The following is a 25233-nucleotide window of genomic DNA, read 5'->3' as shown; positions in this document are numbered from 1 at the left end:
GGCCGCATGGGTACCCTGGTGGGGTGGATTTTGTGATCAGCGAAGAGTGGAAAGAGCGAATCGTCTACCGGGAAGACGGCGCCAGCTTCACCTTCGACTGCGCCTGGGGCGTCAAGCCTTACGCCGTCTATGTGCCATCCGCCGAATACTGGCCGGAGGCGACTCCGGCCTGGATGCATGATCGGCGGGACGAGATCCTCGGCCGTCTCCGCGATTATGGCGGCGCACGCTACGTCATCAAGGAGTATGCGAAGAGCAATGCGGGCCCCCGGCAATGGGTGACGGTTCTCGGCGCCCGCCACTCGGACGGATCGATTCCCGGCGAATGGATCGCCGTGCTCATGGATCCCGAAGAGACAGCTACCCCCCATGCTTCCTGGACGCCCGAGCAGCGTGGTCAGTTCTTCGCTGACCACGCGGGCAGGGTCGGCGGCGGGTCCACTCCGGATGAAGCGGTGGAGGATCTCCGGCGACGGACAGGCCGGCCAGACCTGATCTGGGGAGCCTGAATGTAGGTGGCACGCTCGATTGAGACTGCCTTGGCGTGTCCTTTTCTCACGGAATTGACAGTCGCGACTACGGCAGTGCGACGGCGATAACTCACCACAGTTTCTTGACGTGCTTCGCGGACAATGGCTACGGTCCGCGCGTCGGATCTCGCTCCGCGATCCGCGACAGGAAATCACCGGAGGTTCGTGACTATGAATTCACCACCGCGCTGGGCGACGCTGGGCGTCGCCGCAGCGATGGCAGCGTCTTTGTCGGTAGCCGCCGGGCCGGCGCCGGCCGGCGCGTCTCCGGTCTCGCTTCCGTCGCTGGTGGACAATGGCGTCCACCCTTACCCTGGTGCGGCGGAGATCCTGGCGGCTCAGAACGTCAGGCTGATCTCCGGCGACGGCCACATCCTGTTAGCCGACTGCGCCACGCCGGCGCAGGGTGACATCGGCCTGCTGAAGGTCTGGACCACTGACGAAGCCATCGGCGCTGACGGAATCGGCCGGGTCTGCTTCCAGGTGACCGCGTCCGGGGGCGTACTGAACCTCGAAGTTCCGGGCGTGTTCGAGATCCGTGGCGACGGCCAGAGTGAAGGCACCGGTCACCAGGTGACCGCGCAGCTGCGCAGTGACGACGGCGAACAGCTCACCGTCAACGTGGATCCGGACGGCAGCACTCAAGTGGGCCTGGGCGCGGACCCGGACGCGTCGCCGACCATGCTGCTGCAACTGCGGGCTGGCACCGGCCTCGCGCCGGGCACCGGCGCGCAGGCGGCGGTCGGCAAGCTCGCCACCGCCGGCCGCGAGTGCACCGCGACGCTGGTCGCACCACGCTGGGCGCTCGGCGCCGCGAGCTGCCTGGCCACCGATCCGAACCAGCCCCAGCTTGCCGAAGGCCCGCCGGCCGGCGCGACCTATGTCGCGTTCCCCGGCAAGGCCGCCACCAAGGTCGACTGGCTGAGCCCGCGTCCCGGCCGCGACGTGGTCCTCGCCCGGCTGGCCGCCCCGATCGAAGGGATCACCCCGATCCCGCTGGCCGCCGCCGCTCCCACCGGTGTCGAGCTGTCTGCCGTCGGCCACAGCCGCGCCGCCGTGACAGCCGCTGATTGGACCACCGACCGGCAGCAGAGCGCGCAGATCACGTTCACCGCCGCCACCTCTACGACGCTGACCGCCGCGGCCGGCCCGCTGGTGTGCAGCGGGATGGCCGGTGCGCCCGTCCTCAACGGCGGCAAGCTCGCCGCCGTGCTCAGCCAGGCGGGTCAGGCCGGATGCCCCGACACCGCCGGGAACGGCAGCGCCCTCACCGCCGCCCGCGCTGACGATCTCGCGACCTGGGTCAACGCCATCACCGCCACCACGGCGGACCACACCTGGGCCCTGGCCGACCTGCCCGCCACGGCCACTCCGGGCACCGCCGTCAGCGTCACCGCCGACAGCGCCTTCACCGGAACCGGCCTCCCGTTGACCGCCACCGCCGGCACGACCTGGAAGACCGGCGACACCTTCAGCCCGGCCGTCGAGCTCAACGGCACCACCGCAACCCTTTCGGCCGGTGGCCCCGCCGTCGTCACCGACGCCGACTTCAGCCTCAGCGCCTGGGCCAAACCCGCCGCCGGTGGCACCGTCCTGTCCCAGGACGGCGTCAACGCCGCCGGCTTCAAACTCTGGGCCGAGAACGGATCCTGGCGCTTCGCCATGAGCCGATCCGACGTGGCCGGTCCCGTCTGGGACACCGCCGCAGCGCCCGCGGGCAGCGCTCCGGCGGGTGTCTGGTCGCAGGTCGCCGTGACCTACAAGGCCGCCACCGGCGTCGTGATCCTCTGGGTCAACGGACGGAACGTCGCCAGCGTCAGGCACACGGTGAAGTGGAAAGCCACCGGCGCGCTGCGCGCGGGTGCGCACAAGACCGGCGCGGCAAGCCTCGGCGGCCACTTCAAGGGCGTCCTGTCCACGCTCCAGACCTGGAACCGGCTTTCGCACACGCCCGCGCCGAACGATCACGACTTCGACGGGGACGGACGTAACGACGTCGTCATCACCGACGGAGCCGGTGACCTGTGGATGTATCCGAGCCAGGGCGGCTCGGGACTGACCACCGTCAGCGGCGGCAACCGGGTGAAGATCGGCAGCGGGTGGGGTTCCCTGAAGTGGATCGTCACCGACTGGGACGCCGACGGCCTGGCCGACGTCGTCATGAAGGACGCCGACGGTGCTCTGTGGATGTATCCCAACCAGGGCGGAAATCTGTCCTCCGGCGCCAGGAAGCAGATCGGCACCGGCTGGGCCGGCTACGTCCACGCCGCGGGCAACGCCGACAGCACCCCGCACGCCGACCTGTTCGGCATCAACAAGAGCAACGGCGCGCTGTACTACTACCCCGACGGGGGCGGCAAGACCCAGATCGGCACCAGCGGCTGGACCAACTTCCGCATCCTCCCTGCCGACTTCAACGGCGACGACCGCGCCGATGTCATGGCCATCGACGCCTCGGGCGACCTCTGGTTCTATGCCAACACGAGCCAGAGCGGTGTCACCCTTGCCGGCCGCACCCAATCCGGCAGCGGCTGGAGCACCTTCAAGGTCGCGGCTCTGGATCTGAGCGGTGACGGCAAGACCGACCTGGTCGCCCTCGACGGCAGTGGCAATCTGTGGGTCTATCCCGGCACCGGCAACGGCCGCCTCGGCAGCCGCTTCCAGATCGGGGCCGGCTGGACGATCAACGCCATCGGCTGACACGCGCGATGCCGGCCATGCTGTCGAAACGGGCACTCCGCCGTACGGGACAGCATGGCCGCGGCCAACGGCATCGCCGTCCAGGCCGCCGGTGGCGCCACCCGCGACGACCTCCACGGGGTGGCCGGCATGGCGCTACGGCACTGGCCGCCCACCTGACACGAACGGGTTTGTCGGTGGGGCGATCTATTGTCCGGGCCATGACTTCAGCGACGCAGGCGTACACGTACGCCGCGCCCTCCTCCCTTGTAGACGGTCGCCTCGGGTTGGCGACCTCCGGCGGGCGGGCCCTGTCCGGCCCCGCCGTGGCCCCCCGGTTCTTCAGCGGCGTGGTGACCCAGGCGGCCCCCGCCGCGGCGGCCCTGCTCGGCGTCGCCGACGTGGCGCTGGCCCGCTACCACCAGCCGCAGGCGCGGCCCGGCTGGGTGCGCGACCCGGTGGTGACGTGCAACGGAGACCGGTTGCGGTTCGAGTCGTTCTCGGCCTGCGGCGGCGTGTACGCCCGGCTCGACCTGCTGACCGGCGCGCTCGACGGCGAGGTGTTCGACCGGGGCACCACCAACGTCGACGTGAACGCGCCGCTCCGGGAGGCGCTGGCGCGCATCGGCGCGCGTGACCCGCTGCACCTGGGGGTCGGGCTCGACGAGCTGGTCGTGACCACGATGGACGGCGCGGTGGTGGAGAAGAAGGTGCCGCTGCCCGAGCGCTGGTTACGCGGCTTCGCCGAGGTGCAGGTCATCGCCTCGGGCATGGACCAGCGCGGTGAGCTGGCCGGCATGGCGGCGGTGCGGTTCCTGCGCGGTTTGCCCAAGAAGGGCACGGTGTGGGTGGCGCAGGCGGGGCGGGACCTGAAGGCCGCCGACCGTCAGGTTCCTGGCTCGGTCCAGCTCGCCGGCCCCAACCGGCTCGGCACCCTCCTGCCGCTGCTGCGCTTCGCGAAGTCCCTCCGGGTGTACGGCCCGGCCGACGCCGCCTCCAGCGCCTGGGAGCTGGAGCTGCCCGGCATGCGCTACACGCTCACCCTCTCGCCCGAGCGCTGGCGCGGCTTCTCCGGCGAGGGCGCGGTGCTCGACGACCTGGCCACCGACGAGGCCGAGAACGACGCCGACGTGGTGGGCATGCTGCTCAACTTCGAGCCGGAGGTCGAGATCGGCCTGCTGGCCGACCGCGCGGGCATCCCCGCCGAGCGGGTGCGGGCCGCGCTGACGCAGCTCGGCGTCGCCGGCCGGGTCGGCTACGACCTGTCGGAGGCCGCCCACTTCCACCGTGAGCTGCCCTATGACAAGGACAATGTGTTCCTGCTCAACCCGCGGCTGGCCAAGGCGCGCAGGCTCGTCGACGCGGGCGCCGTGCGCCTCGAAGGCGAGCTGGCCACCGTCCGCACCTCGGGCGGCGCGCGCCGCGTCTCGTTGACCGACGGCTCCTGCACCTGCGAGTGGTGGTGGGACCATCGCGGCTCCCGTGGGCCGTGCAAACACGTGCTGGCCGCCCGCATCGTCGCCCGCGCCGCCGTGGAGGTCTCCCGATGACCCTCTGGACGGAGATCTTCGATCTGGTCACGCGCAACCAGGTCACCCGCCTGGCCGACCGGCTGGTCACGCTCACCGAGGAGGAGCGCGCCGAGCTGGGCGGGCGGTTGCCCGGCCTGGTCAAGGAGCTGCGCCGGGCCCGCACCGAGCAGGTGCGCGCCGATCATCCCGGCGACTTCGCGGAGATGGCCTCCTGGGAGGTCGGCGGCCTGCTCGACGAGCTGGCCGACGCGCTGCTGCTGGCCGGTGTCGGCGTCATCACCGGCCCGGCGGCCGCCGTGACGTGGATGACCGGCCGCGACGTCAACCGCCGCTGGGCCGAGGGCCCCGACGTCGCCCGGGTGTGCCGGGTGGCGGCCGCCCGCCCGTTGGAGTGGCGTCGCGATGTGGCGGTCCGGCTGGCCCAGCGGGTGCGCCGTCCCGCCGACCGCATCGCGCCGCTGGCCGTGGCGCTGCTGCGTGAGTCCGGCGCCGTGCCACCCGACCACGACCCGCTGGTGGCCGCCTGGCTGGCCGCGCCGAGCGTGGCAGGCGATCCGCTGACTCCGGTGCTGCTGCCTCGCGTCTTCGCCGCAGACGGCGCGGGCCGCGCCCTCCGTGACGAACGACTGGAGCCCCGGCCGACCCGCTGGCTGGCCGCCGCCGCCCGCGAGCTGCCCAGGGAGCAGGTGCTCGACGGTTGCGTGAGCCGTTTCCTGCGCGGCGGCGAGGCGCAGGACCTGCGGTTCTTCGTACGGCTGCACACGCTGCTCGACCCCACGCCCGCGGAGTCCGCGCCCCGCCTGCGCGACTACCTGCGGTTGCTGCCGTCGGCCCCGGGAACGGTCGCCGAGCTGGCCGCCGGGCAGGTGCGCGGGGCGATGCCGCTCGACCACGCCGATATGGTCGAGGCGGTCGACGCGCTCACCTTCCGGGACGAGGCCAAGCTCGCCACCACGGGCCTGCGCTGGCTCGACCAGGCGATCCGGGCCACGCCCGAGGCGGCCGCCGATTTCGTGACCGCGCTGACCACGGCTTACGCGCACAAGTCCTTCGACGTGCGCAACCGCGCGGCCGAGCTGACCCTGAAACACGCCGGCCTGTTCGCCGGCCACGCCGAGGCGATCCTCGACGGTGTCCGCCACCTCCCCGCCGACCTGGGCGCGAAGCTGGCCGAGCGGTTCGGCGGGGAGACCCCGGTCGAGGAACTGCTGGAGCGGAAGGAGTTCCCGCCCCTGCCCGAGGTGCCGGAGGCGCGGCGGTTCCCCGAGCCGTCGATCTTCCCCGGCTATCACGAGGGCTGGATCGGCCAGGAGCGCTGGCTGGCGGCCTTCGTCGCCGGGATCGCCGGCGACCGGGCCGAGCTGTGCCGCAAGCTCAAGCCTCACGCCGAGCGCGACCAGGGCTACTGGCGCTCCAAGGAGGTCCGCCTCGACCCCGAGGACTGGCAGTCGGTGCTGGCCGCCGAGCTCGTCGCTCCGGGGAGCGTGCCGGAGCGGCCGCCGATCGAACCGCAGAAGTTCTGGGACGGCGCGAACTACTCCGTGAGCGTGCGCGCCCTCACCCGTGGCGAGGTGCCCGACCCCGAGCCGTCGCGCCGGCGGATCACGGTGGGCCGCTTCGGCTTCCACCGGCCCGGCCGCTACCTCGACGACGACACCCCGCTGCGCGCCTTCTTCATCACCTGGACCAGCGACGAAGGCCCGGACAAGGCGGTGGCCCACGAAGGCGACCGGCAGATCCCCTTCGCCGGGGGCCGGATCCACCTGAACGACTCTCCCGCCGACGCCGTGCCGGACCGCCACCATCCGGTGCGTACGAGGCCCGGCGTCCTGTACGACGACTCCGAGGAGGCCATGCCGTCCTACATCTTCGACGACGTTTACGAGCGCATGGCCGAGCTCGGCGTGGACCCCGCCCGGATCGCCGCGATGCAGGCAGGGGAACAGGTGCCCCCGCCGAACCCGGGCGAGCCGCTCGTGCGGGTGACCGTCGTCTTCGTCCCGCCCCGGCTGCGTTCCTATTTGCCCGAAGAGCTGCCCGAGCACGACGAGTGGCGGCGGCGCAACCGGCTGCCCCACCCCAACGCCGTCTCCCCGCCTCATGGCTTTCTGCTGCACCGCTACACGGAGCTCGCCGAGGCCCTCCGCGACGGCACCCTGCCGCCCGTGCTGCTGGCCACGCCGACCTGGATGAGCGGCCACCTCGACCCCGACGTGCTGGTGGACCGGCTGGAGACCTGCGCCGCCGCCGGAGTGGAGCCGCCTCCGGCCGACCTGGCGCAGGCGCTGCTGCGGTTGCCCCGGGGCAGCCATCAGGCCGCGGCCGATCGGGCCGCCAAGGCCGACTCGGAGGCGGCGCGCTCGGCCGCCCGCTGGCTCGCCGGTGACGGCATGGCCGACCCCGAGTGCGGCCTCGTGTGGCGCCACATGGTGAACGCGTCCATGGTCGACTTCGGCGACTGCGAGCCTGAGCACTTCACCCAGGTCAGGCTGCAGCCGATGGTGCGGGTGACGGCCCCGACCGGCCATCGGCTGATCGACGAGGTGCTGCTGCGTCAGCCGTTCGATTGGAAGGTCGACGAGTCCGGCGGCACGCTCCAGGCGTGGTCCGCCATGCTGCCCTCGCACCGCGAGGTCGTGGCCGTCAACCTGCTGCCTTTCCTGCTGCGCGGCCTCTGGGGCTCGGGGCTGACGCCCACGCAGATCGCCGGCCTGGAGATCACCCAGGGCCCGATGGGCGAGTGCACGGCGGTGATCCTCGCCTTTCTCCTGGCCGACGGCAGCATGCCCGGCATGATCCCGCTGGTCCTGAGCATGGCGGCCAGAGGCGAGCTGCCGGCCGAGGCGATCGGCCGCCAGCTCGCGCTGGTGCTGCGCCGCACCTGGCGGGAGACCCGCCCCGCCATCGCGGCCCTGACCGAGCTGGCCGACGCCGGCGGCCACCATGAGGTGTGGCGCATCGTGCGCGCCCTGCTGCCCGGGATGTTGCCGGGCGAGGGGCGGCGCATCACCGTGACCCACACCGATCTCGTCGCCTTCGCCGCCGACGTGGCGCGCTGGACGGGCGCGCGCGGGGAGATCCCGGTCGTCGCCGAGTTCGCGCGCAGCCGACGGACGATCCGCTTCGTCCACGAGTGCAAGCGCCTGCACGCCCAGCTCACCGGAGCCACGTCATGACCTCCGACGACCTCCGTACCGAGATCAGGAATCTCGTGCTCAACCACGACGCCGAGGGTCTGGCGTTGCGGTTGCCGAAGCTCACCGACGCCGAACGGGCCACCGTCGCCGCCGAGTTACCGGGCCTGCTCCTCGGCTGGGACGCCTTCGACCAGGTCACCGGCTCGTCCGAGGTGCTGATGATGGTCGGCGCGGCGACCATTCCCGGCCCGGCAGGGGCGGCCACCTGGCTGATGAAGCGCGACCTCAATCCCCGCTGGTCCGGCGCGCTGAGCCCGCACCGGCTGGTGCAGGCGGTCTCCGGCCGCCCGCCGGCCTGGCGTGCCGATCTGGCGGTACGCCTCGCACGCCGCATCCGCCGTCCCGACGACCGGATCGTGCCGCTGGCCCTGGAGTTGCTGCGCGACGGCGAGGCCATCCCGCCCGACCACGAGCCGCTGGTGGCGGCCTGGTTGTCGGCGGTGGGCGTGGCCAAGGACCCGCTGACGCCCCACCTGCTTCCGAGGATCTTCGAGGCGGCCGGCGCGGGCCGGGCGCTGGTCGACGAGACGCTCATCCCGAAGCCGTCCCATTGGCTGGCCCTGGTCGCCCGCACGCTGCCGCGCGAGCAGATCATCACCGGCTGCGTGCGCCGTTTCCTGCTCGGCGGTGACGCGCAAGACCTGCGGTACTTCGTCCGGCTGCACACGCTCGTGGCGCCCACGCCGGCGGAGTCGGCCGGGAGGCTGCGCGACTACCTGCGCCTGCTGCCCGTCGCGCCGGGCCCGGTGGCCGAGGTGGCCTGGCGGCAGGTGTGCCAGGCGCGGCTCGACCCGGCGGACGCCGCCGAGGCCGTCGAGGCGATGACCTTCCGCCCAGAGGCCAAGCTCGCCGTGAAGGGCCTGACCTGGCTCGACCGCGATCTTCGCCACCATCCGGAACGGGTGACCGAGCACGTCACCGCGCTGACCAACGCGTACGCGCACGCCTCCCACGAGGTGCGCGACCGCGCGGTCACCCTCACGCTCAAGCACGCCGGCCACCTCACCGACGCCGCCCCGATCCTGGAGGCGGCCGAGCTGCTGCCCCCGGCCTCGGCCCGGCAGCTCTTCGAGTGCTTCATCGCAGGCTGGACCGGCGGCTTCACCCCCGGCCGCCTGCCCGAGGCCACCGTCGCCGGCCCGTTCCCGGCCTCGGATCTGGAGAGCGGCCCGCCGGAGGAGATCGGCTGGATCGACGTCGAGGCGTGGCTGGCGGCGGTCACGCGGGAGGCCCATGCGAACCCGGGCGTCCTGCGGGAAACGCTGGCCCGGCGGTTCGGCGAACACCTGCGGCCGGTGCTCTACGACGCGCCGGCCTGGCACTCTCCTCGTGACTGGTGCACCGCGCTGGCCAGGGAGCTCGTCAATCCCGGCGAAGATCCGGGGCCACCCGGGTCCCGTCCGCCTCGGCAGCGCCCGTCGTACCGGACGAAGGGCTCCGAGCTGTCAGGCACTCTCGGGCAGGCCCTGTACGACGGCATGGTGAACGTCGCGGCCACGGCCTTCCAGCTGTTCCCCGCCCTGCGCACGATCGTCCCGCTCCATGAGATGCCCGACTTCGTACAGGAGGAGATCCTGCGGCAGGCGCCGCCTGCGCCCTGGAACCGGCTCCCCCGTCTGCGGGAGTGCGCCCGTCCCCACGCCTTCCTCCTGTCCCGCCTCGACGAGCTCCTGCGCGCGGCGAAGGCCGGAGCCCTGCCCCCGGTCCTGCTGGCCACCCCCACCCGCGCCGACGGCCACCTCGACCCCGAGACCTTGCTCGACCGCCTGGCCGTGTGCGCGGACTCCGGCTACGAGCCGCTCCCGCTGGACGTGGCACAGGCCCTGTTGCGTCTCCCGCCTGATCCTGCTCCTGACCTGGCCGAACGCGCGAGAAACAGCGGCTCGGCGGTGGCCCGCTGGTTCGAGCGCGGCGCGCCCCCACCCCCGGAGGTGGAGCTGACCTGGACCCTCGACCTCGGCTCCCGCGTGGTGCCCTTCGACGAGCGTGACATCGTCAACGTGAGCTGGCAGTCCGTGGAGCCCACCGGTCTCCCCCACCTCGACGCCCTGCTGACCGCGCCCGAGATGCGCCCGTTCCGGCGCGGGTCACGTCACTTCTGGCCCGGTATGACGCCCCACCACCGGGAGCTCGCGGCGGCCCATCTGGCGATCGGCCTGATCGACCGTTTCGACCGGCCCGACATCGCGATCGACGACCTGCGCAATCTGGCCCTGGCCGAAGGCGCGTCCGGCCCGGCGACGGCCCTGATCCTGGCCTACTTCCTCACCGTGGAGGGTGACGAAGCGGTGCCCCCGCTGCTTCAGCTGGCGGCCAAGGGCGCGCTCCCCGCCGCCGAGACGGGCCGCCTGCTGGGCCGGTTCGGCCGCCGCACCCGCTACGAGGCCAACCTCGCGTTGCCCGCGCTGGAGCTGGCCGCCAAGCAGGGCGCGCACGCGGAGGTATGGACGATCTTGCGGCACTTCCTGACCGTCCTCCTCCCGGAAGAAGGCGAGCGGGCCCAGCGTCTGCACACCGACGCCGTCGTGCTGGCCACCGGCATCGCCACGTGGGCCGGCGCACGGGGAGAGATCCCCGAAGTGGCCGCCCATGCGAAGAAGCGCGGTTCGACCTCGCTCACCCGGGCCTGCCGGAGCCTCCATCAGCTGCTGACCCGGGAGGCTTGATCTGGTCAGGTCAGCGGATCGTGAGTCTCGCCCGCCCAGGACAGGCCGCTGGCCCACCCACGCCCGGTGAGGGGTGGATGGGCCAGGGGTGGAACCGCTGTCAGGCGCAGGTGTATGCGCTCGGCAGCGAGGTGTTGCCGTTGGGACGGCTGGCCTGGAGGCCGAAGGCGGTGCCGGCGCCCGCGCCGAGGGTGCCGTTGTGGGCCACGTTCTTGGCCGTCACGGTCTGCCCGCTCACGGTCACCTGGGCGTTCCAGGATCCGGTGATGGTGTGCCCGGCCGGCAGGGTGAAGGTCACCGTCCAGCCGGTGATCGCCGAGCTGCCCGCCGTCACCCGGACCGGGTCGATGACGTACCCGGTCTGCCACTGGGTCTGGGTGGTCGGGGCCACGGTGCAGGAGCCGCCGGTGCCGCCGCCTGTCAGGGTGGTGAAGGTGACCAGCTGGGAGTTGCCGGACAGGTTGCCCGCGCCGTCCCGCGCCTGTACGTACACCTGATACTGAGTACTGGCGGTCAGCCCGGTCAGCGTGATCGAGTTGGTGGCCGGCTGACCCAGCTGCGGGTCGGTGGCGCCCTGCTCGCGGAACACGTTGTAGCCGGCCAAGCCGCTGCCGCCCGTGTCCGTGGACGCGGTCCACGTCAGCGTCGCGCCGGACGCGGTCACGTTGGACGCGGCCGGGGTGCCCGGCGTGCTCGGCGGCGTGGTGTCCGTGCCGCCGCCCGTCTGGGTGGTGAAGGTGACCAGCTGGGAGTTGCCGGACAGGTTGCCCGCGCCGTCCCGCGCCTGCACGTACACCTGGTACTGAGTGCCGGCGGTCAGCCCCGTCAGCGTGATCGAGTTGGTGGCCGGCTGACCCAGCTGCGGGTCGGTGGCACCCTGCTCGCGGAACACGTTGTAACCCGCCAGGCCCGAGCCACCGGTGTCGGTCGACGCGGTCCACGTCAGCGTCGCGCCGGAGGAGGTCACGTTGGACGCGGCCGGGGTGCCCGGCGTGCTCGGTGGAGTGGTGTCGGGGTTCGGGTTCACGCTGTTGAGGGCGTTGAGTACCGAGGTGTAGGCGGCCTTCTTGTTGCCGTTGCCGTCGAACAGGAGCGGCGTGTCTCCGGAGCGCCAGGAGTCGCTGTCCCGCACGCCCCAGGTGGTGATGCCGTTGCAGCGGGCGACCGCCAGGCAGTCGTTGACCACGTTGGCGTAGGTCGTGGCCGAGGCCCCCTGGATGTCCAGCTCGGTGATCTGGACGTCCACGCCGAGGGCGGCGAAGCTCGAGATCGTGGTACGGAAGTTGCTGTTGTAGGGGCTGCCGCTGTTGAAGTGGGCCTGGAGACCGACACAGTCGATCGGGACGCCACGGCTCTTGAAGTCCCTGACCATGTTGTAGACGCCCTGCGTCTTCTCCCAGGTCCAGTTGTCGATGTTGTAGTCGTTGTAGCAGAGCTTGGCGGCCGGGTCGGCGGCCCTGGCGGTCCTGAAGGCCACCTCGATCCAGTCGTTGCCGGTGCGCTGGAGGTTGGAGTCACGCCGTCCGCCGCCGCTGTCGGCATAGGCCTCGTTGACCACGTCCCAGGCGTAGAGGTTGCCCTTGTAGTGGGCCATGACGCCGTTGATGTGGTTGATCATCGCCTGGCGCAGCGCGCTGCCGGACAGGCTCTGCATCCACGGCGGCTGCTGGGAGTGCCAGGCCAGGGTGTGCCCGCGGACCCGCTTGCCGTTCTGCACGGCCCAGTTGTAGACACGGTCGGCATTGGTGAAGTTGAAGGCGCCCTGCTGCGGCTCGGTGGCGTCGATCTTCATCTCGTTCTCGGCCGTCACCATGTTGAACTCGCGGTTGGCGATCGTCGTGTAGGCCGATTCGCCGAGCTTGCCGGAGTTGATCGCGGTGCCGAAATAGCGGCCGCTCAGCGCGGCCGCCGCGCCGAGTGTGGTCTCCGCGGCGTCGGCGGGAACCGACAACGCCGACGGTACGATCGTGCCGGCCAAGCCGAGAACGCCGACGGCCAGAACCCGGCGTAAGCCGCTGAAGGATCGTCGGGTTTCGGGGCCGCGTGAGGCGGTTGTGCGCATGCCTGAGCCTCCATTGCTGAATCACGGAGCGAACGCGGAGACACACCTCGCCGGATCGGCGCTGCCCCGCATGGGACGCAGACCACCAAGGCGTCGGAGGCCGCGCTCCCTGCCGTGTCCACCGGCCCGGCAGGGAGGCAACCTTGAGGACCCAGTGTGGAAACACTCCCGAAATATGTCAAGAATGCCCAAAAATGTTTCGGTACGCACCGACCTATTTACGCACCTCACACGCGCTCTTCCAGCGGAAACAGTGCCTCGAAACTTTCAAGAGATCTTCACAGCAGATCCTTCAAGTGGGGCGCGGTACGGCTGCGCGAACTCTCGGCGACCTGCGCCGGTGTGCCCGCGGCCACCACGGTGCCACCGGCCGATCCGCCGCCCGGTCCCAGGTCGATGACGTGGTCGGCGGTCGCCACCACCCGCATGTCATGCTCCGCGAGCACGACCGTGCCACCGCCGCCGACCAGGTCGTACAGCCGGTCCATGAGCACGTCGGTGTCGTGCGGGTGCAGGCCGGTGGACGGCTCGTCGAGCAGATAGATCGTGCAGCCGGCCCGGCGGCCCTGCAACTCGGCGGAGAGCTTGATGCGCTGAGCCTCACCGCCGGACAGCTCGGTGGCGGGCTGTCCCAGCCGCAGATAGCCGAGCCCCACCTCGTGCAGCGTCTCCAGAGGACGGCGTACGGCGGGGACGTCGCCGAAGAAGCCGGTGGCCTCGTCGACCGTCATCGCCAAAATCTGGGCGATCGTCCGGTCCCGGTAGGTCACCCGCAGGGTGTCGGGGTTGTAGCGTGCGCCGCCGCAGTCCGGGCAGGGCGCATAGGTGCTGGGCAGGAAGAGCAGCTCGACCGAGACATAGCCTTCGCCCTGGCAGGTCTCACACCGTCCGCCCGCCACGTTGAAGGAGAACCGTGCGGGACCGTACCCCTGGGACCGCGCGCTGTCAGTGGCGGCGAACAGCTTGCGCACCGTGTCGAACAGCCCGGTGTAGGTGGCGAGGTTGGAGCGCGGGGTCCGGCCGATGGGCTGCTGGTTCACCCACACCACCCTCGTGCCCTCGGGGACGGCCTCGGCGATCGCCTCCAGCAGGCTGCTCTTGCCCGAGCCGGAGACCCCCGTGACGGCGGTGAACGCGCCCAGCGGCACGTCGACGTCCACGTTGCGCAGGTTGTTGCGATGGAGCCCGCGCAACCGCAACCGGCCGGTCGGCTGGTGCCGCGGCCGCTCCGGTACGACGATGGCGAACAGATAGTGGCGCGTCACCGATCCTCCGGCGTCGCGCAGCCCCGGGATCGGCCCGCTGTAGAGGACCCGCCCGCCGGCCTCACCCGCGCCGGGGCCCACGTCGACCACCCAGTCCGCCTGGCGTACGACGTCCATGTCATGCTCGACGAGACAGACGGTGTTACCGCTGTCGCGCAACCGGCGCAGGAGCTCCGACAGCGCGGCGCAATCAGCTGGATGCAGGCCCGCCGAGGGTTCGTCCAGCACGTACACGACCCCGAACAACCCGGCGCGGAGCTGCGTCGCGAGCCGGATGCGCTGCAACTCGCCGCTGGACAGGGTCGGCGCGGGCCGCGCGACGCTCAGATAGCCCAGCCCGAGCTCGTCCAGCACGCCGATCCGGTCGAGGATGTCGCTGGTCAGCGCCCCCGCCGGCCCTTGGTCGTCACGGTACGGGCGGAGCAGGCCGGCCAGCTCACTCATCGGCATCGTGGCCAGCTCGACGATGTCCTTGCCCGCGTAGCTGACCGCCAGCGCCTCGGGACGCAACCGCCGTCCCCCGCAGGACGGGCACGCCCGGCTGGTCATGAACCCTTCGGCGCGCCGGCGGCTCTTCTCGCTGGCGGAGGCCGCGTACGCCTTGAGCACCAGCCGCTGCGCGCTGGCGTATTTCCCCTGGTAGGGACGGTGGATCCGGCCCGCTTCGCGCACCGGGTGAACCGTCACGACCGGCTCTTCCTCGGTGAACAGGATCCAGTCCCGCTCCTCCCGCTGCAGGCTGTGCCAGGGCCGATGAATGTCGTAGCCCAGCGTGGCCAGGATGTCGCGCTGGTTCTTGCCCTGCCAGGCGCCCGGCCACGAAGCGATCGCACCCTCCGCGATGCTCAGCGACGGGTCGGGGACGAGCGACTCCTCGGTGACCTCGTGCAACACCCCCTGCCCCTGGCACCTCGGGCACGCTCCGGCGACGGTGTTGGACGAGAACGCGTCCGAATCCAGGCGCGATGCGCCCGAGGGGTAGGTCCCGGCGCGTGACATCAGCATCCGCAGCGAGTTGGACACCCTGCTCAGGGTGCCGACCGTGGACCGCGCGGACGGCACCGAACGCCGCTGACCGAGCGCGACCGCGGGCGGCAGGCCGGTGATGTCGTCGACGTCCGGCATGGGCAGCTGCTGCAGCAGCCGGCGCGCGTAGGGCGCGACCGACTCCAGATAGCGATGCTGCGACTCGGCGAAGATGGTGCCGAAGGCCAGCGACGACTTGCCCGACCCCGAGATGCCCGTGAACGCGATGAGCGCGTCGCGCGGGATCGCGACGTCCACGTCCCGCAAGTTGTGCACCCGCGTGCCACGTACCTGGATCCGGCCGCCGACCTCATCTTCCACTCTGTGCAATTTACACATCACTCGTCGTGGGACGGACGAGCCCGCGGCGGGCGGGCCATCCCAGCTCACACGCCAGGCTCGCCTCCTTCGAACGGCGCGGGCGAGGCGGAGGAGACCGCGACGGTTCTGCTCTGCGCGAAGGAGGCAGAACTCGAACGCGCCGTCTGCCTATGGTGAGGCATGGCCTCCTCCATCCCGCCGCTCCGTCCAGCGATCGATCGGACCGCACCCAAGCCGTCTCCGGCTCGCGAGCCGCTGTGGCGGCACGTGCTCGGTGAGCGGCTGAGAGGCATCCGTCACGAGCGGGGCGAGAAGCTGAGCGAGACGGCACGTCGCGCCGGAGTCTCGCCGCAATATCTCTCCGAGATGGAACGAGGCGTCAAGGAGCCGTCGAGCGAAATGATCGCCGCGGTCGCCGGCGCGCTGGACGTGACCCTGATCGATCTGACCCTTGCCGTCGCCGAGAGCCTGCGGTCCGCTCAGCCCAGCGCGTCGAGAGACGCCACCTGCTCGGCGGCCTACGCGCTGGCCGCGTAGCCGGCCGGGATCGTCCACGGGCCTACGATGAATGCTCCTCGATGATCTGATCGAGGAGCCCATACTCCAAGGCCGCGGTCGCGGTGAACACGCGATCGTGATCGGTGTCGGCGCGCAGGGTCTCGATCGTCTGGCCGGTGTGCCGTGACAGGATGCGCTCGATGTCTGCCCGGACACGCACGACCTCGTCGGCTTGCAGGATGAGATCGGGGATCGCCCCGCGCCCCTGAGCGGCCGGTTGGTGCAGGATCACTCGCGCGTGCGGGAGAGCGGCACGCTTTCCTTCGGCGCCCGCGGCGAGAAGGACGGCACCCACCGAGACAGCCTGTCCGACGCAGGTGGTCGAAACCCGCGGGCGGATATGGCGCATGGTGTCGTAGATCGCGAGCATCGCGCTCGGATCCCCGCCTTCACAGTTGATATAGAACTGTATTTCGGCGTCGGGGTTGTCCGACTCCAGAAAAATCAGCTGCGCGATGAGCGCGTTCGCGACGCCCGCGTCGATCGCGGTGCCCAGATACACGATTCGCTCGGTGAGCAGATGCGAGTAGACATCCATGATCCGCTCGCCACGAGGATTCTGGGCGATGACGTTCGGGATCGTATATGTGCTCACTTGCCGACTCCTTCGGTGACGCCGAATCCTGGCCGTGCGCGATTGTGCGGCGCTATTTCGTCGAAGCTCTGCACGATCGCATCGATGAAGCCGTAGTCCAGTGCCTGCTGCGCTGTGTACCAGCGATCGTGCAGAGAATCCTCGAATATGCGCTCGGCGGACTGACCCGTGTCCTCGGCGATCAGGCCGAGCACCGTGTCGCGCGTGTGCCGCAGGTCGCCGGCCTGCAGCTCGATGTCGACCGCGGTGCCACCGATTCCCGCCGAGCCTTGGTGCATCAGGACACGCGAGTGCGGCAGGGCCCGGCGCTTCCCCCGGGCTCCCGAAGACAGCAAGAATTGCCCGGCGCTGTAAGCGATGCCCAGCACAAGGGTCGATACGTCACAGGGAATGAGCCGCATGATGTCGCGGATCGCCAGCATCGAGGGAACCGAGCCGCCCGGGGAGTGAATCCACAATGCGATATCCGACGACGCATCCTGCGTGGCGAGCGCCATCAGTTGCGTGGCCAGCAGCGTCCCGTTGTCGTCGTCGAGAGGGCCGTCGAGAACGAGAACGCGCTGCTCGTAAAGCTCACTTCTCACCCGCGCGTTGAACAGCGGAGTTTTCGATTCTTCGCTCATGCGTCCATCATGCGAGGCGGCCCGGGCCGGCGTCGACACGATCCGCCTGGGGCAGATCTGCTCTGAGCAGCGAGAACTGTTCGGCTTGCCGGCAGTGGGCCGGCGGTGGGCCGGCGGTGGGCCGGCGGTGTCGATGGCGTCGCCGGCGACACGTGCACAATCGCAGCGGCATCCTCGGCCGGCCGTTCCGCTGCGGCCCGCGGTGCTGACGCCTACGGGCATCCAAGACAACAACGACGACGCTGGACCTGGACACAGTCACTCGGATAACGGCGAAAGTCGAGTTCGGACAGCGCCAGGGAGGCTACCGCCGCGGCCGCGTCCAGCAGTTCCCGGTCGTGGGTGAGAGACGGGTCGTGCAGCAACACGGCGATCGGCGGAGTGCCCACAACGGTTCGATGCCGCTCCGGCGGCGGGGATACCACGGGACGCCCCATCGCATCGAACAGGATGCCACGTGCATTCGGGACGACCACGGCCAAGGTCGGGTCGCGCAGAGCTTTCCTCAGTGCGCTCTGCAGCCTTCCCACGCACCACGGCTTGGCCCGGCCGAGGAGCCGGGCGATGGACGCGAGCATCGCCTGCTGCCCCAGGAACGCCGATACGATCGCCACCGGGATGGCGAACACCGCGGCCCAGGCGATGACCAGCGCCTGCAGGTCGATCAGCCGGGCGAGCAGCGTGCCGGGGCCGGCGGCGTACTGCGCGAGCACGCTGGCATAGCCCAGCACGAACAAGATGATGACGGTGCTGCCGGCCAGCAGGGAGAAGCCGTCCAGATGACGCTGACGATCGGTGGCGTGCCGGTAGCGGCGCACGAGGACGCGCAAGGTCGAGAGAGCGAGCAGAATCCACGCGGCCAGGTGGGCTGACCTGACCGCGTAGTACACCGCGGGGTCTCGAGTGAGTGAGATGGGGCTGGTGCCGCACCATCCGTGGCACGAAGGAACAGGCACTTTCGTCGCCAGCAGCAGCAACGGGCTCGCTGCTGCCAGGATCCACCCGACTGTCACCACGCGCCTCTCGCCCGCCGACAGGGTGGGGACGGAGCAGGCCAGAAGCAGCCGCCCCGCCGCCACGATCTGCAACCACTGTGCGCCTGTGCCCAGAACGACCGTGACCACGCGGCCTGGCATGTCCGTGTCGAGTCGCAAGCCGACATGGAGGTTGGACACGAGTGTCAGCAGGGCCAACACGATCATCCAGGGTCCGGCGGGCACCTGCGGCTTCAGGCGCCAGGCCAGAATCCCGGCGATGAGGAAGCACATGCCGACGCCCTGGATGGTCAGCATGCCAGGCACCGACGCGGCTCCCCACCGCGACCACAGCCAGGTGCCCACCGCGGTGACCACCGTCCCAGCGACAGCGGCCGTCAGCAGGATGCGCGGGGCGGGTGACAGCCGGGGTGGCCGCGCAGGCACGCGCTCTGTGCCTCCATCTGATCGAGCCTCCTCCATCCGCCACAGGAGGGCTTCCAGATTCCGCAGGTCTCGGACCGACTGCAGCTCCTGTGCCCGGTCGATGCGGGCATCCTGCGGCAGGCTCTTCACGTACCCGGCCTGGACACGGGCTGCGTCTTCGACGCGGCTGATCAGCGGTGGCAGGTCGTCTCGCTCATCGGCAGGAGCGCGCTCATCGCGGGACGCAGCAGCGGGGCGGCTCTGCGGCAGGACGCCGATGACAGCCACGGCCAGACCGCAGAAGGCCAAGAAGGCGCTGATCACGCTCGCGGCCTGGTCGGCCCGATCCGGCCCGACGCGGAAGAAGTAGAACCCCATGCCGGCCGTAGCCCCCAGGAAGAGGACGCATCCCGCTGCGGTGAGAAGACGCCTGAGCATGACCGTCATCATGTCGTGATGAAATGATCGCTGTAGGTGATATCAATGGATTTGCCTGATGCCATGAATTCGGCCGTCCCATGCAGCCTGCGCGTCTTCGTGGATGGGCACCCGTGGACCAGGCCTCCGCTGGTGCTCGTTGAGAACGAGCGGCCGCGGCGCGCGGCCGTCCGTTCGACGACGCCGACGCGCGTCGGCTGGCCGGCGTCGGGCCCGCGCTGGCCGCCGCGTTGCGCAGCTATGTGACGGCCCCGCCGGTCAGGTCCCCCGCTCACGAGCCGCCGTCGGGCCGACAGGCGGATGACGATGACGCCGCAGGCGCAGCCGTGGCTGGAGGCGATGAGAACGCACCCGGCCGGCCGGCTGCTCGCCCTCGTGCCTGGCGGCGGCGCGCGAGCGGCAGGTCGCTGATCACCGGCCCTGAACCCGGGGCCGGTGATCAGCGAACATCGACGGGCCTTTCTGTCAGGAGAGGGACATCACGGTCGCGGCTCTCACTGGGCGGAGGGGGCGAACGGCCGGTCAGGGAGTGGTGAACAGCCACCATTGGGGGGTGCCGTTCTGCGAGCAGAAGTACGACACCCATTGACCGGCCTGCTGCCCTTGGTTGCCGGACACCCAGCAGACCTCGTAGCTGGCATAAGGGCCGTACACGGACTGGGCCGTCGCGGGAGCGATGCCGGTGCCCAGCACCAGGCAGGCAGCGCCGGCAAGGCCGGCGACCAGGCGGGTTCGGTAACTCATGATCGTTTCCTCTCGAGGTGATTCTGTTTCCCGGAATGCGCGGGAAGGGGTTCGGCCGCTGCCCAACCGGGCGGTCAGGGATGGCTCAGCAGGCGATCAGGAGCGAGAACGGCCGGTCGTCGTCGACGCTCCTCGGGCTCGGACCCGAAGGGGTGGCCGTACGGACGAAGAGCGTTCTTGCGTCGACGGCGCCGACCAGGATCGACGCGCTGCCCGGCCCCGGGTCGCTGCCACCGTTGGTGTTGATCGCGCCGGTGAGGGCGCAGCGGCTGATGTCGGCGTCCGTCGTCAGGTTGTAACGCCCCTGGCCGAACTTGTTGACGTTGCCGATGCCCGATGCGGCGAGCAGGTTCCCGTTCGCGGCCACTTTGGCCCAGAACGTCGTCCCTGCAGCGGGCTGCGCCGCGGCGGCGTCCTGCGCCGCCACGCCCGTGACGGTGAAGACGCCACCGGCGACGAGAGCAGCGGCCGCCGCCGTCATGAACAGCCTGATTGAGTTCCTCATGTCTACCTCCCGTGAGAGTTATTGTGGAATGGAGATGAACTGCGGGATGGGACGTCGATTCTTTTCCGACCAATCACCCGGAGGCCGGCACGAGCAGGCCGCGCCTGGGAATGCCTCCTCGCCGCAGCACGGCTGAAATGGCGAGGTCAGATGTTGTGCGAGAAATCCCCGCCGAAGCCGGCGATGAAGACGCGGCTGTCGATCTGACCGGCGGCGAAGAACATCGAGATCCCGCACCCGAAGTTGATGCCGTCGCGGCCTACAGGGAAGACGTTGTCTCCGCTCAGGCCGTGCGCGTGATCGCCTTCGATTCTGAGGTCGTCCCTGGCCAGGATGCGGTTCGGGCCGTCCCAGACGTGCACGTGGCGGAGCGAGCTGGTCTCCCGCGCGTCGAAGAGCACGAGCACCCTGTCCAGGGTGGCCCGGCGGTCCTCGACGATGACGGGGGTGGGAATGCCCAGGTGGATCCAGTCGCCGCCGTTTGCGGGGAGTGAGAAGGTCACGCCGAATCCCTGTCGGAGCGCGCTCGTACCGGGATTCTCGGCCACAGCCGTGAAGCCGTGCTGCCATGACGCGTACAACTTTGACATTGTCATTCTCCTTGCGGTTCTGGCTGACACGATCCAGCCCTTCCTGACGGCTCAACGATAAAATGCCTTGAGTAAAGCTTGATATCCCTAAGATTGGGGACATACATTTCTCAAGAAAACGCACTTCCACCGGGCAAAGTGCCACGAAGTACATACAGCCGACCTGAACTCCAGCCGTATGCGTCAACGCGATCCGTGCACAGCACGACCGCCCGCGGCGGCACGGGAAGGACACGTTCGGGCACGAAGCCCAGCCCCGAGGTCAGGATCACGAGAAACATCTCCGCACCGGGCGGCCCTTCAGCAGGCGGGCGGCCCAGAGAATCGGCCAGTCAGATCCCGAGTCCCATCAGTGAGCCAGTTCGGGATCGACACCGAGCGGACATGCGGCAAAGTACGACGACCGGGCTACCAGTCAGGTGTCTATAACGACCTCACCGTCACCGACATACCTGCGGCGGCCAGCTCGTGCTGGCACGGCGACAGCTCTGCCCCTCACGCTCAACTTCAACGTCTGGACCCTGGCCAGGTCGTCGGCCCGGTGGCCTGGCCATCGCCTTGATCGCCCTGCCGCTCGGCAACGGAGGTCACCATGAGGCTTTCGATGGTCGCCGTCTTCGTGAGCGTTGCGGCCATGGCGCCCGTCGTCGTCACCAGCGCACCGCCCGAGACGCCGTGTCCCACCGTCCTGTGCCGCCGGACGGTCGGCACCGGCCCGGTGATCCCCATGTGGCCGAAAGGGGCTGCACCCGTCCGTACAGACGGCAGGCGCGGCGTCACCGTACCGAGGGTGGGACGGTTTCGAGCGTCGAATCGGGGGCTCAGCATTCGCGTTCGACTCCGCCTGCCCGGCGCATCTGCGGGTTTTCATCTGAATGCCGTCGGGGTCCAGCGGCGCCGACCAGCATCCACCGGGTACAGAGGCTGGGCAACGTCGCGCCTGGACCAGGCGCGACGTTGCCGTTCGCCTATCTGTAGACGCCGAACTCGAACAGCGAGTACCCGTAGGCGGTCCCTCGCTGGGTGAGATTCAGCCGGACATACCTTCCCGACGCGGTGAGATCGATCGAGTCGAACCCGCCGTCACCCGTGGTCGTGGAGTGCACGGTGGTCCAGTCGGAGCCATTCGCCGAGGTCTGGATCTGGTAGGCCTTGCCGTAAGCGCCCTCCCAGGCCAGCTGGACGTGCTTGATCGGCGTGGCCGCGCCCAGATCCACCTGGAGCCACTGCGCGTCGCTCCATTCGCTGGCCCACCTGCTCGAGAAGTCACCGTCGACGGCCTTGCCCGGCAGGAACGGGCCTCCGTCGCCGGTCGGCTGGTAGGAGGAGGTGGTGGCCGGCTTGCCGAGCGCCACGTTGACGCCGTCGACCACCGGCGGCACCACGCGGAAGGACTTCTGCTCGATCCCGACGTTGCCCTGGCCGTCGAAGGCGTAGACGTAGACCTTCCACACACCCATCTGCTGCGGCGCCGTCACCGAGAACTTACCGGGAGCCGTCTGGGTGAACCTGACGTGGTCGAAGCCCCTGTTGCCGTTGATGTGCTTGTTGCTCAGCATCAGGTTGTACCGGACGGTGTCGCCCTGCGGGTCGGCAGCGGTGACGTCGACGGTGAACTGCCCGCCTGCGGGCACCGAGGACGGCGTGCCGACGGACATCGCGGTGATCTCGGGCGGGGTGTTGGCGGACGGCTGCCCGGTGTAGGCCTGCTTGAGCGCGTGGTAGCCCAAGCGCCGCCAGCCGCCGGTGAACGTGTTGAGCCACACCCCGCCGAAGTCGTTCTCCAGGCCGTAGTGGAACTCGGTGGCGCCGAGCGCAACCCCGGCGTGGCCCTTGATCGCGTTCCAACTGGCGGTGTACTGCTCGCGCTTCTGCAGGTCGGTCGGCTCAGCCGGCACACCGTTGGCGTCGTTCGGCACCTCCCACTCCCCGTCGGGACCTGCCTCGGTGACGATGTACGGCTTGGTGTGGCCGCCGTTGATCCAGTCTCCCCGCACGGTGCCGATGGCGCCGTAGGAGTTGACCGCGAGCAGGTCGAGCGCCGGTGAGTACGCCTTGTAGTAGGTCCAGGCATGGGTGTAGGCGTCGGTGGAGGTCACCGGGTGGTTCGGGTCGGCGGCGTGGATGGCCTCGGTGACCTCGTTGACGAACTTCGCGTAGGCCACACGCCGGGCCTCCACGACGTCGGCGGCCAGGCCGTGGTCCTGCATGGTGAGGATGACCTCGTTACCGACGTCCCACATCAGCACACCCTGGCGGCCCTTGAGCGCGTTGACCCTGGCGACGATCTCGCTCTTCACCGCGTTCTTGTAGGCGGTGTCGTTGACGTAGTCGGCGCCCTGGTTCAGCCAGTGCCCGACGATCACCTTGATGCCGTGCTGCGCCGCCCTGTCCAGCAGCGCCGGGGTGCTGGCGTCGTCCACTCCCCAGAGCCTGATGGTGTTGACGCCCATCGCCTTGAGGTCGCGCATGTAGCCGTCGGCGCCCGCCTGCGGCGGTCCGTACGTCAGCCCCTTCAGCAGGTACGGCGAGCCGTTCACGGTCAGCTGCCAGTTGCCCTGCGTGCCGGTCACCCGGACCGTGCTGGGCCCGGCCGGCGTGGCCGGGTCGGTCATCGGCGCCGGCGCGGCGCCGGTCTTCTTCGCCACCGACACCGACTCGACGCTCAGCACGCCGCCCGAGGTGGTCGCGGCCGTGGGCGTGGTGAAACCGGCGACCGCGTTGGGCAGCGATCCGCCGATGGCCAGGTCGAGGCGGAGGTAGAAGCCGTGGTGGACGGCCGCATGCCAGGCCGCGACGCCCACCTGGCTTTGCCGGACGACCCAGGTCTGCTTGCCGTCGAGGTAGAAGCGGATCTCCTCGTCGGTCTTGGTGCGGTCGATGATCTGGGTGTACTCGTGGTAGCCGCTCTGGCAGCCGCCGCAGGTGGCCAGGCCGCTGGTGCGCCCGTTGTACTCGTTGCACACGCCGTCGGGGGCGGTGCCGCAGTGCAGGGTGCTGGACAGTTGGTCGCGTCCGTTGACGTCGGTCATGATGTCGGTCTCGCCGACGGCGGGCCAGTTGGTGTAGTTGCCGCGGTAGGCGGCGCCGGTGGCGCGGAAGCCCGGCCAGTAGCCCATCGCGTTGGCCACGTCGGGCTGGCGGAGCCTGGCGGTGAACCTGACCTGCTCGCCCGGCTGGGCGGCGAAGTCGGTGCGCTGGGTCTCCACGCGTCCCGACGTCCAGTTACCCGCGCCGTCCTTGAGCGCGCGGATGCTGAGCCTGCCCGCGCCGTCGAGGAAGACGTTCTGGGTCGAGGCGCTCATCGTCTCGACCTCGCCCGTTCCCCAGTTGGCCGCGCCGCCGGGGTACTGCGTGCCGGTGCGCAGGAGCCAGTTGGCCGCGGCTGGCGAGGTGCCCGCCGCGCCGTCGAAGTCGTCCTTCCACACCTCACTCCAGTCGCCGGGCTCGCTCACCATGCCGGTGTGGACGGCGAACTCCCAGAGCGAGTAGCCGTAGCCGGTGCCGCGGGCGGTGCCGTGCATGCGCACGTAGCGGCCGCTGCCGGAGACGTCCAGGGTCTGAGTGCCGCCTGCGCCGGTGGTGGTGGAGTACAGGTCGGTCCACGCCGAGCCGTCGGCCGACGCCTGGATCTTGAAGGTCTTGCCGTAAGCGCCTTCCCAGGTCAGCACCACCTTGCAGATCTGCTGGACGGTGCCCAGGTCGGCCTGGATCCACTGCGGGTCGATGGCGGCGCTGGACCAGCGGGTGCCCGGGTTGCCGTCGAAGGCCGCCGCGGCCGGAGTGTCGGCGGCCTGCACCGAGGAGGCCGCCGCCGTCTTACCCTGCGCGACATTGGCCGTACCGCACTGCCCGGGAGTGGAGCCGGTGCTGCCGTAGACCTGGAACTCCCATAAGGAGTAGCCGTAACCGGTACCCCTCGCGGTGCCGTACATGCGCACATAACGCCCCGAGCCCGACACGGTCAGCGTCTGGCCGCCGCCGGTGCCCGTCGTCGTGGAGTACAGGTCGGCCCAGGCCGACCCATCGGCCGACGCCTGGATCTTGAACGACCTACCGAAAGCCGCCTCCCAGGTCAGAACCACCTGAGAGATCGACGCCGTCACCCCCAGATCGACCTGAACCCACTGCGGATCACTCGCCGCACTCGCCCACCTGGTGCCGGCGAGATTGCCGTCGAACGCCGCCGACGCGGCGAAGCCGGCGCCCTCCGACGAGGACGCCGTAGCCGCCTTCCCCTGCGACAACAGCGCGTCGGCCGCAGACGCCGGTGCGACCACCGCCAAACCGGATGCCAGCAGCGCCACGACAAGAGCCACGACCAGGCCTGACAGCTGCCTGACCGGATTTCGAGATGGATGCACGACCTCTCCTCACTACGGGGGTGCCCGCCGTTCAGCGACGACAGGGAAGGGAGAGCGCTCTCCATGCGCAAGAGACTCCCTCTATGCATCCGTCGTTGTCAAGACGCCGCCGAAACCTGCCTGCCATGTTCCCGAAAC

The 25233-nt window shown here is 70.1% G+C and carries 16 protein-coding genes; 6 read left to right on the top strand and 10 right to left on the bottom strand.

The features are described 5' to 3' along the window. Positions 1 to 23: 23 nt before the first annotated feature. From ABEA43_RS39745 to ABEA43_RS39725, 5 genes are all read left to right on the top strand, one after another. The gene (locus ABEA43_RS39745) at positions 24 to 509 is read left to right on the top strand and encodes a hypothetical protein (protein ID WP_345570274.1); all 486 of its coding nucleotides are present in this window, start codon (positions 24 to 26) and stop codon (positions 507 to 509) included. Positions 510 to 701: 192 nt separating this feature from the next. After that, complete coding sequence (locus ABEA43_RS39740) at positions 702 to 3230, top strand: FG-GAP-like repeat-containing protein (protein WP_345570272.1); 2529 nt, start codon at positions 702 to 704, stop codon at positions 3228 to 3230. Between the two features lie 200 nt (positions 3231 to 3430). Further along, positions 3431 to 4759 carry an SWIM zinc finger family protein gene (locus tag ABEA43_RS39735; RefSeq protein ID WP_345570271.1) on the top strand — a complete coding sequence of 443 codons (1329 nt, stop codon included), beginning with the start codon at positions 3431 to 3433 and terminating at the stop codon, positions 4757 to 4759. Then, entirely contained in the window at positions 4756 to 7917 is a 3162-nt protein-coding gene (locus ABEA43_RS39730) for a DUF7824 domain-containing protein (protein WP_345570269.1), read from the top strand. Before ABEA43_RS39735 ends, ABEA43_RS39730 begins: the two co-directional genes overlap by 4 nt. Beyond that, positions 7914 to 10604: a hypothetical protein gene (locus tag ABEA43_RS39725; RefSeq protein WP_345570267.1), complete on the top strand. Its 2691-nt coding sequence runs from the start codon at positions 7914 to 7916 to the stop codon at positions 10602 to 10604. The genes ABEA43_RS39730 and ABEA43_RS39725 overlap by 4 nt, the downstream gene beginning before the upstream one ends. 100 nt (positions 10605 to 10704) lie before the next feature. Here the strand turns inward: ABEA43_RS39725 and ABEA43_RS39720 are convergent, their stop codons facing one another. Next, the gene (locus tag ABEA43_RS39720) at positions 10705 to 12666 is read right to left on the bottom strand and encodes an endo-1,4-beta-xylanase (RefSeq protein ID WP_345570265.1); all 1962 of its coding nucleotides are present in this window, start codon (positions 12664 to 12666) and stop codon (positions 10705 to 10707) included. 278 nt (positions 12667 to 12944) lie between these two features. Continuing rightward, entirely contained in the window at positions 12945 to 15296 is a 2352-nt protein-coding gene (locus ABEA43_RS39715) for an ATP-binding cassette domain-containing protein (protein WP_425570440.1), read from the bottom strand. Between the two features lie 162 nt (positions 15297 to 15458). Here ABEA43_RS39715 and ABEA43_RS39710 point away from each other — a divergent pair, with 162 nt between their 5' ends. Beyond that, positions 15459 to 15815 (top strand): helix-turn-helix domain-containing protein, encoded by a 357-nt coding sequence (locus tag ABEA43_RS39710; RefSeq protein ID WP_345570263.1) that lies wholly within the window; start codon positions 15459 to 15461, stop codon positions 15813 to 15815. A 22-nt stretch (positions 15816 to 15837) separates the two neighbouring features. Here the strand turns inward: ABEA43_RS39710 and ABEA43_RS39705 are convergent, their stop codons facing one another. From ABEA43_RS39705 to ABEA43_RS39670, 8 genes are all read right to left on the bottom strand, one after another. Beyond that, positions 15838 to 16431: a ClpP family protease gene (locus ABEA43_RS39705; protein ID WP_345570261.1), complete on the bottom strand. Its 594-nt coding sequence runs from the start codon at positions 16429 to 16431 to the stop codon at positions 15838 to 15840. After that, a complete protein-coding gene (locus ABEA43_RS39700; RefSeq protein ID WP_345570259.1) occupies positions 16428 to 17054 on the bottom strand; it encodes a ClpP family protease in 627 nt (208 codons plus the stop codon). The genes ABEA43_RS39705 and ABEA43_RS39700 overlap by 4 nt, the downstream gene beginning before the upstream one ends. 212 nt (positions 17055 to 17266) lie before the next feature. Next, complete coding sequence (locus ABEA43_RS39695) at positions 17267 to 18904, bottom strand: hypothetical protein (protein ID WP_345570258.1); 1638 nt, start codon at positions 18902 to 18904, stop codon at positions 17267 to 17269. Positions 18905 to 19414: 510 nt separating this feature from the next. Then, positions 19415 to 19636, bottom strand: a complete 222-nt coding sequence (locus tag ABEA43_RS39690; RefSeq protein ID WP_345570256.1) for a hypothetical protein — start codon at positions 19634 to 19636, stop codon at positions 19415 to 19417. A gap of 85 nt (positions 19637 to 19721) precedes the next feature. Beyond that, positions 19722 to 20141, bottom strand: a complete 420-nt coding sequence (locus ABEA43_RS39685; protein WP_345570254.1) for a hypothetical protein — start codon at positions 20139 to 20141, stop codon at positions 19722 to 19724. Between the two features lie 146 nt (positions 20142 to 20287). Further along, the gene (locus ABEA43_RS39680) at positions 20288 to 20731 is read right to left on the bottom strand and encodes a DUF6623 family protein (protein ID WP_345570252.1); all 444 of its coding nucleotides are present in this window, start codon (positions 20729 to 20731) and stop codon (positions 20288 to 20290) included. 507 nt (positions 20732 to 21238) lie between these two features. Then, positions 21239 to 21511 carry a hypothetical protein gene (locus ABEA43_RS39675; protein WP_345570250.1) on the bottom strand — a complete coding sequence of 91 codons (273 nt, stop codon included), beginning with the start codon at positions 21509 to 21511 and terminating at the stop codon, positions 21239 to 21241. Positions 21512 to 21699: 188 nt separating this feature from the next. Continuing rightward, complete coding sequence (locus tag ABEA43_RS39670; RefSeq protein ID WP_345570248.1) at positions 21700 to 25095, bottom strand: discoidin domain-containing protein; 3396 nt, start codon at positions 25093 to 25095, stop codon at positions 21700 to 21702. Positions 25096 to 25233 lie beyond the last annotated feature (138 nt).

Source organism: Nonomuraea rosea, from assembly GCF_039539705.1.
GTDB classification, from domain to species: domain Bacteria; phylum Actinomycetota; class Actinomycetes; order Streptosporangiales; family Streptosporangiaceae; genus Nonomuraea; species Nonomuraea rosea.
The sequence above is the reverse complement of the archived record's forward strand: the minus strand, read 5'-3'. Positions and strand labels throughout refer to the sequence as shown.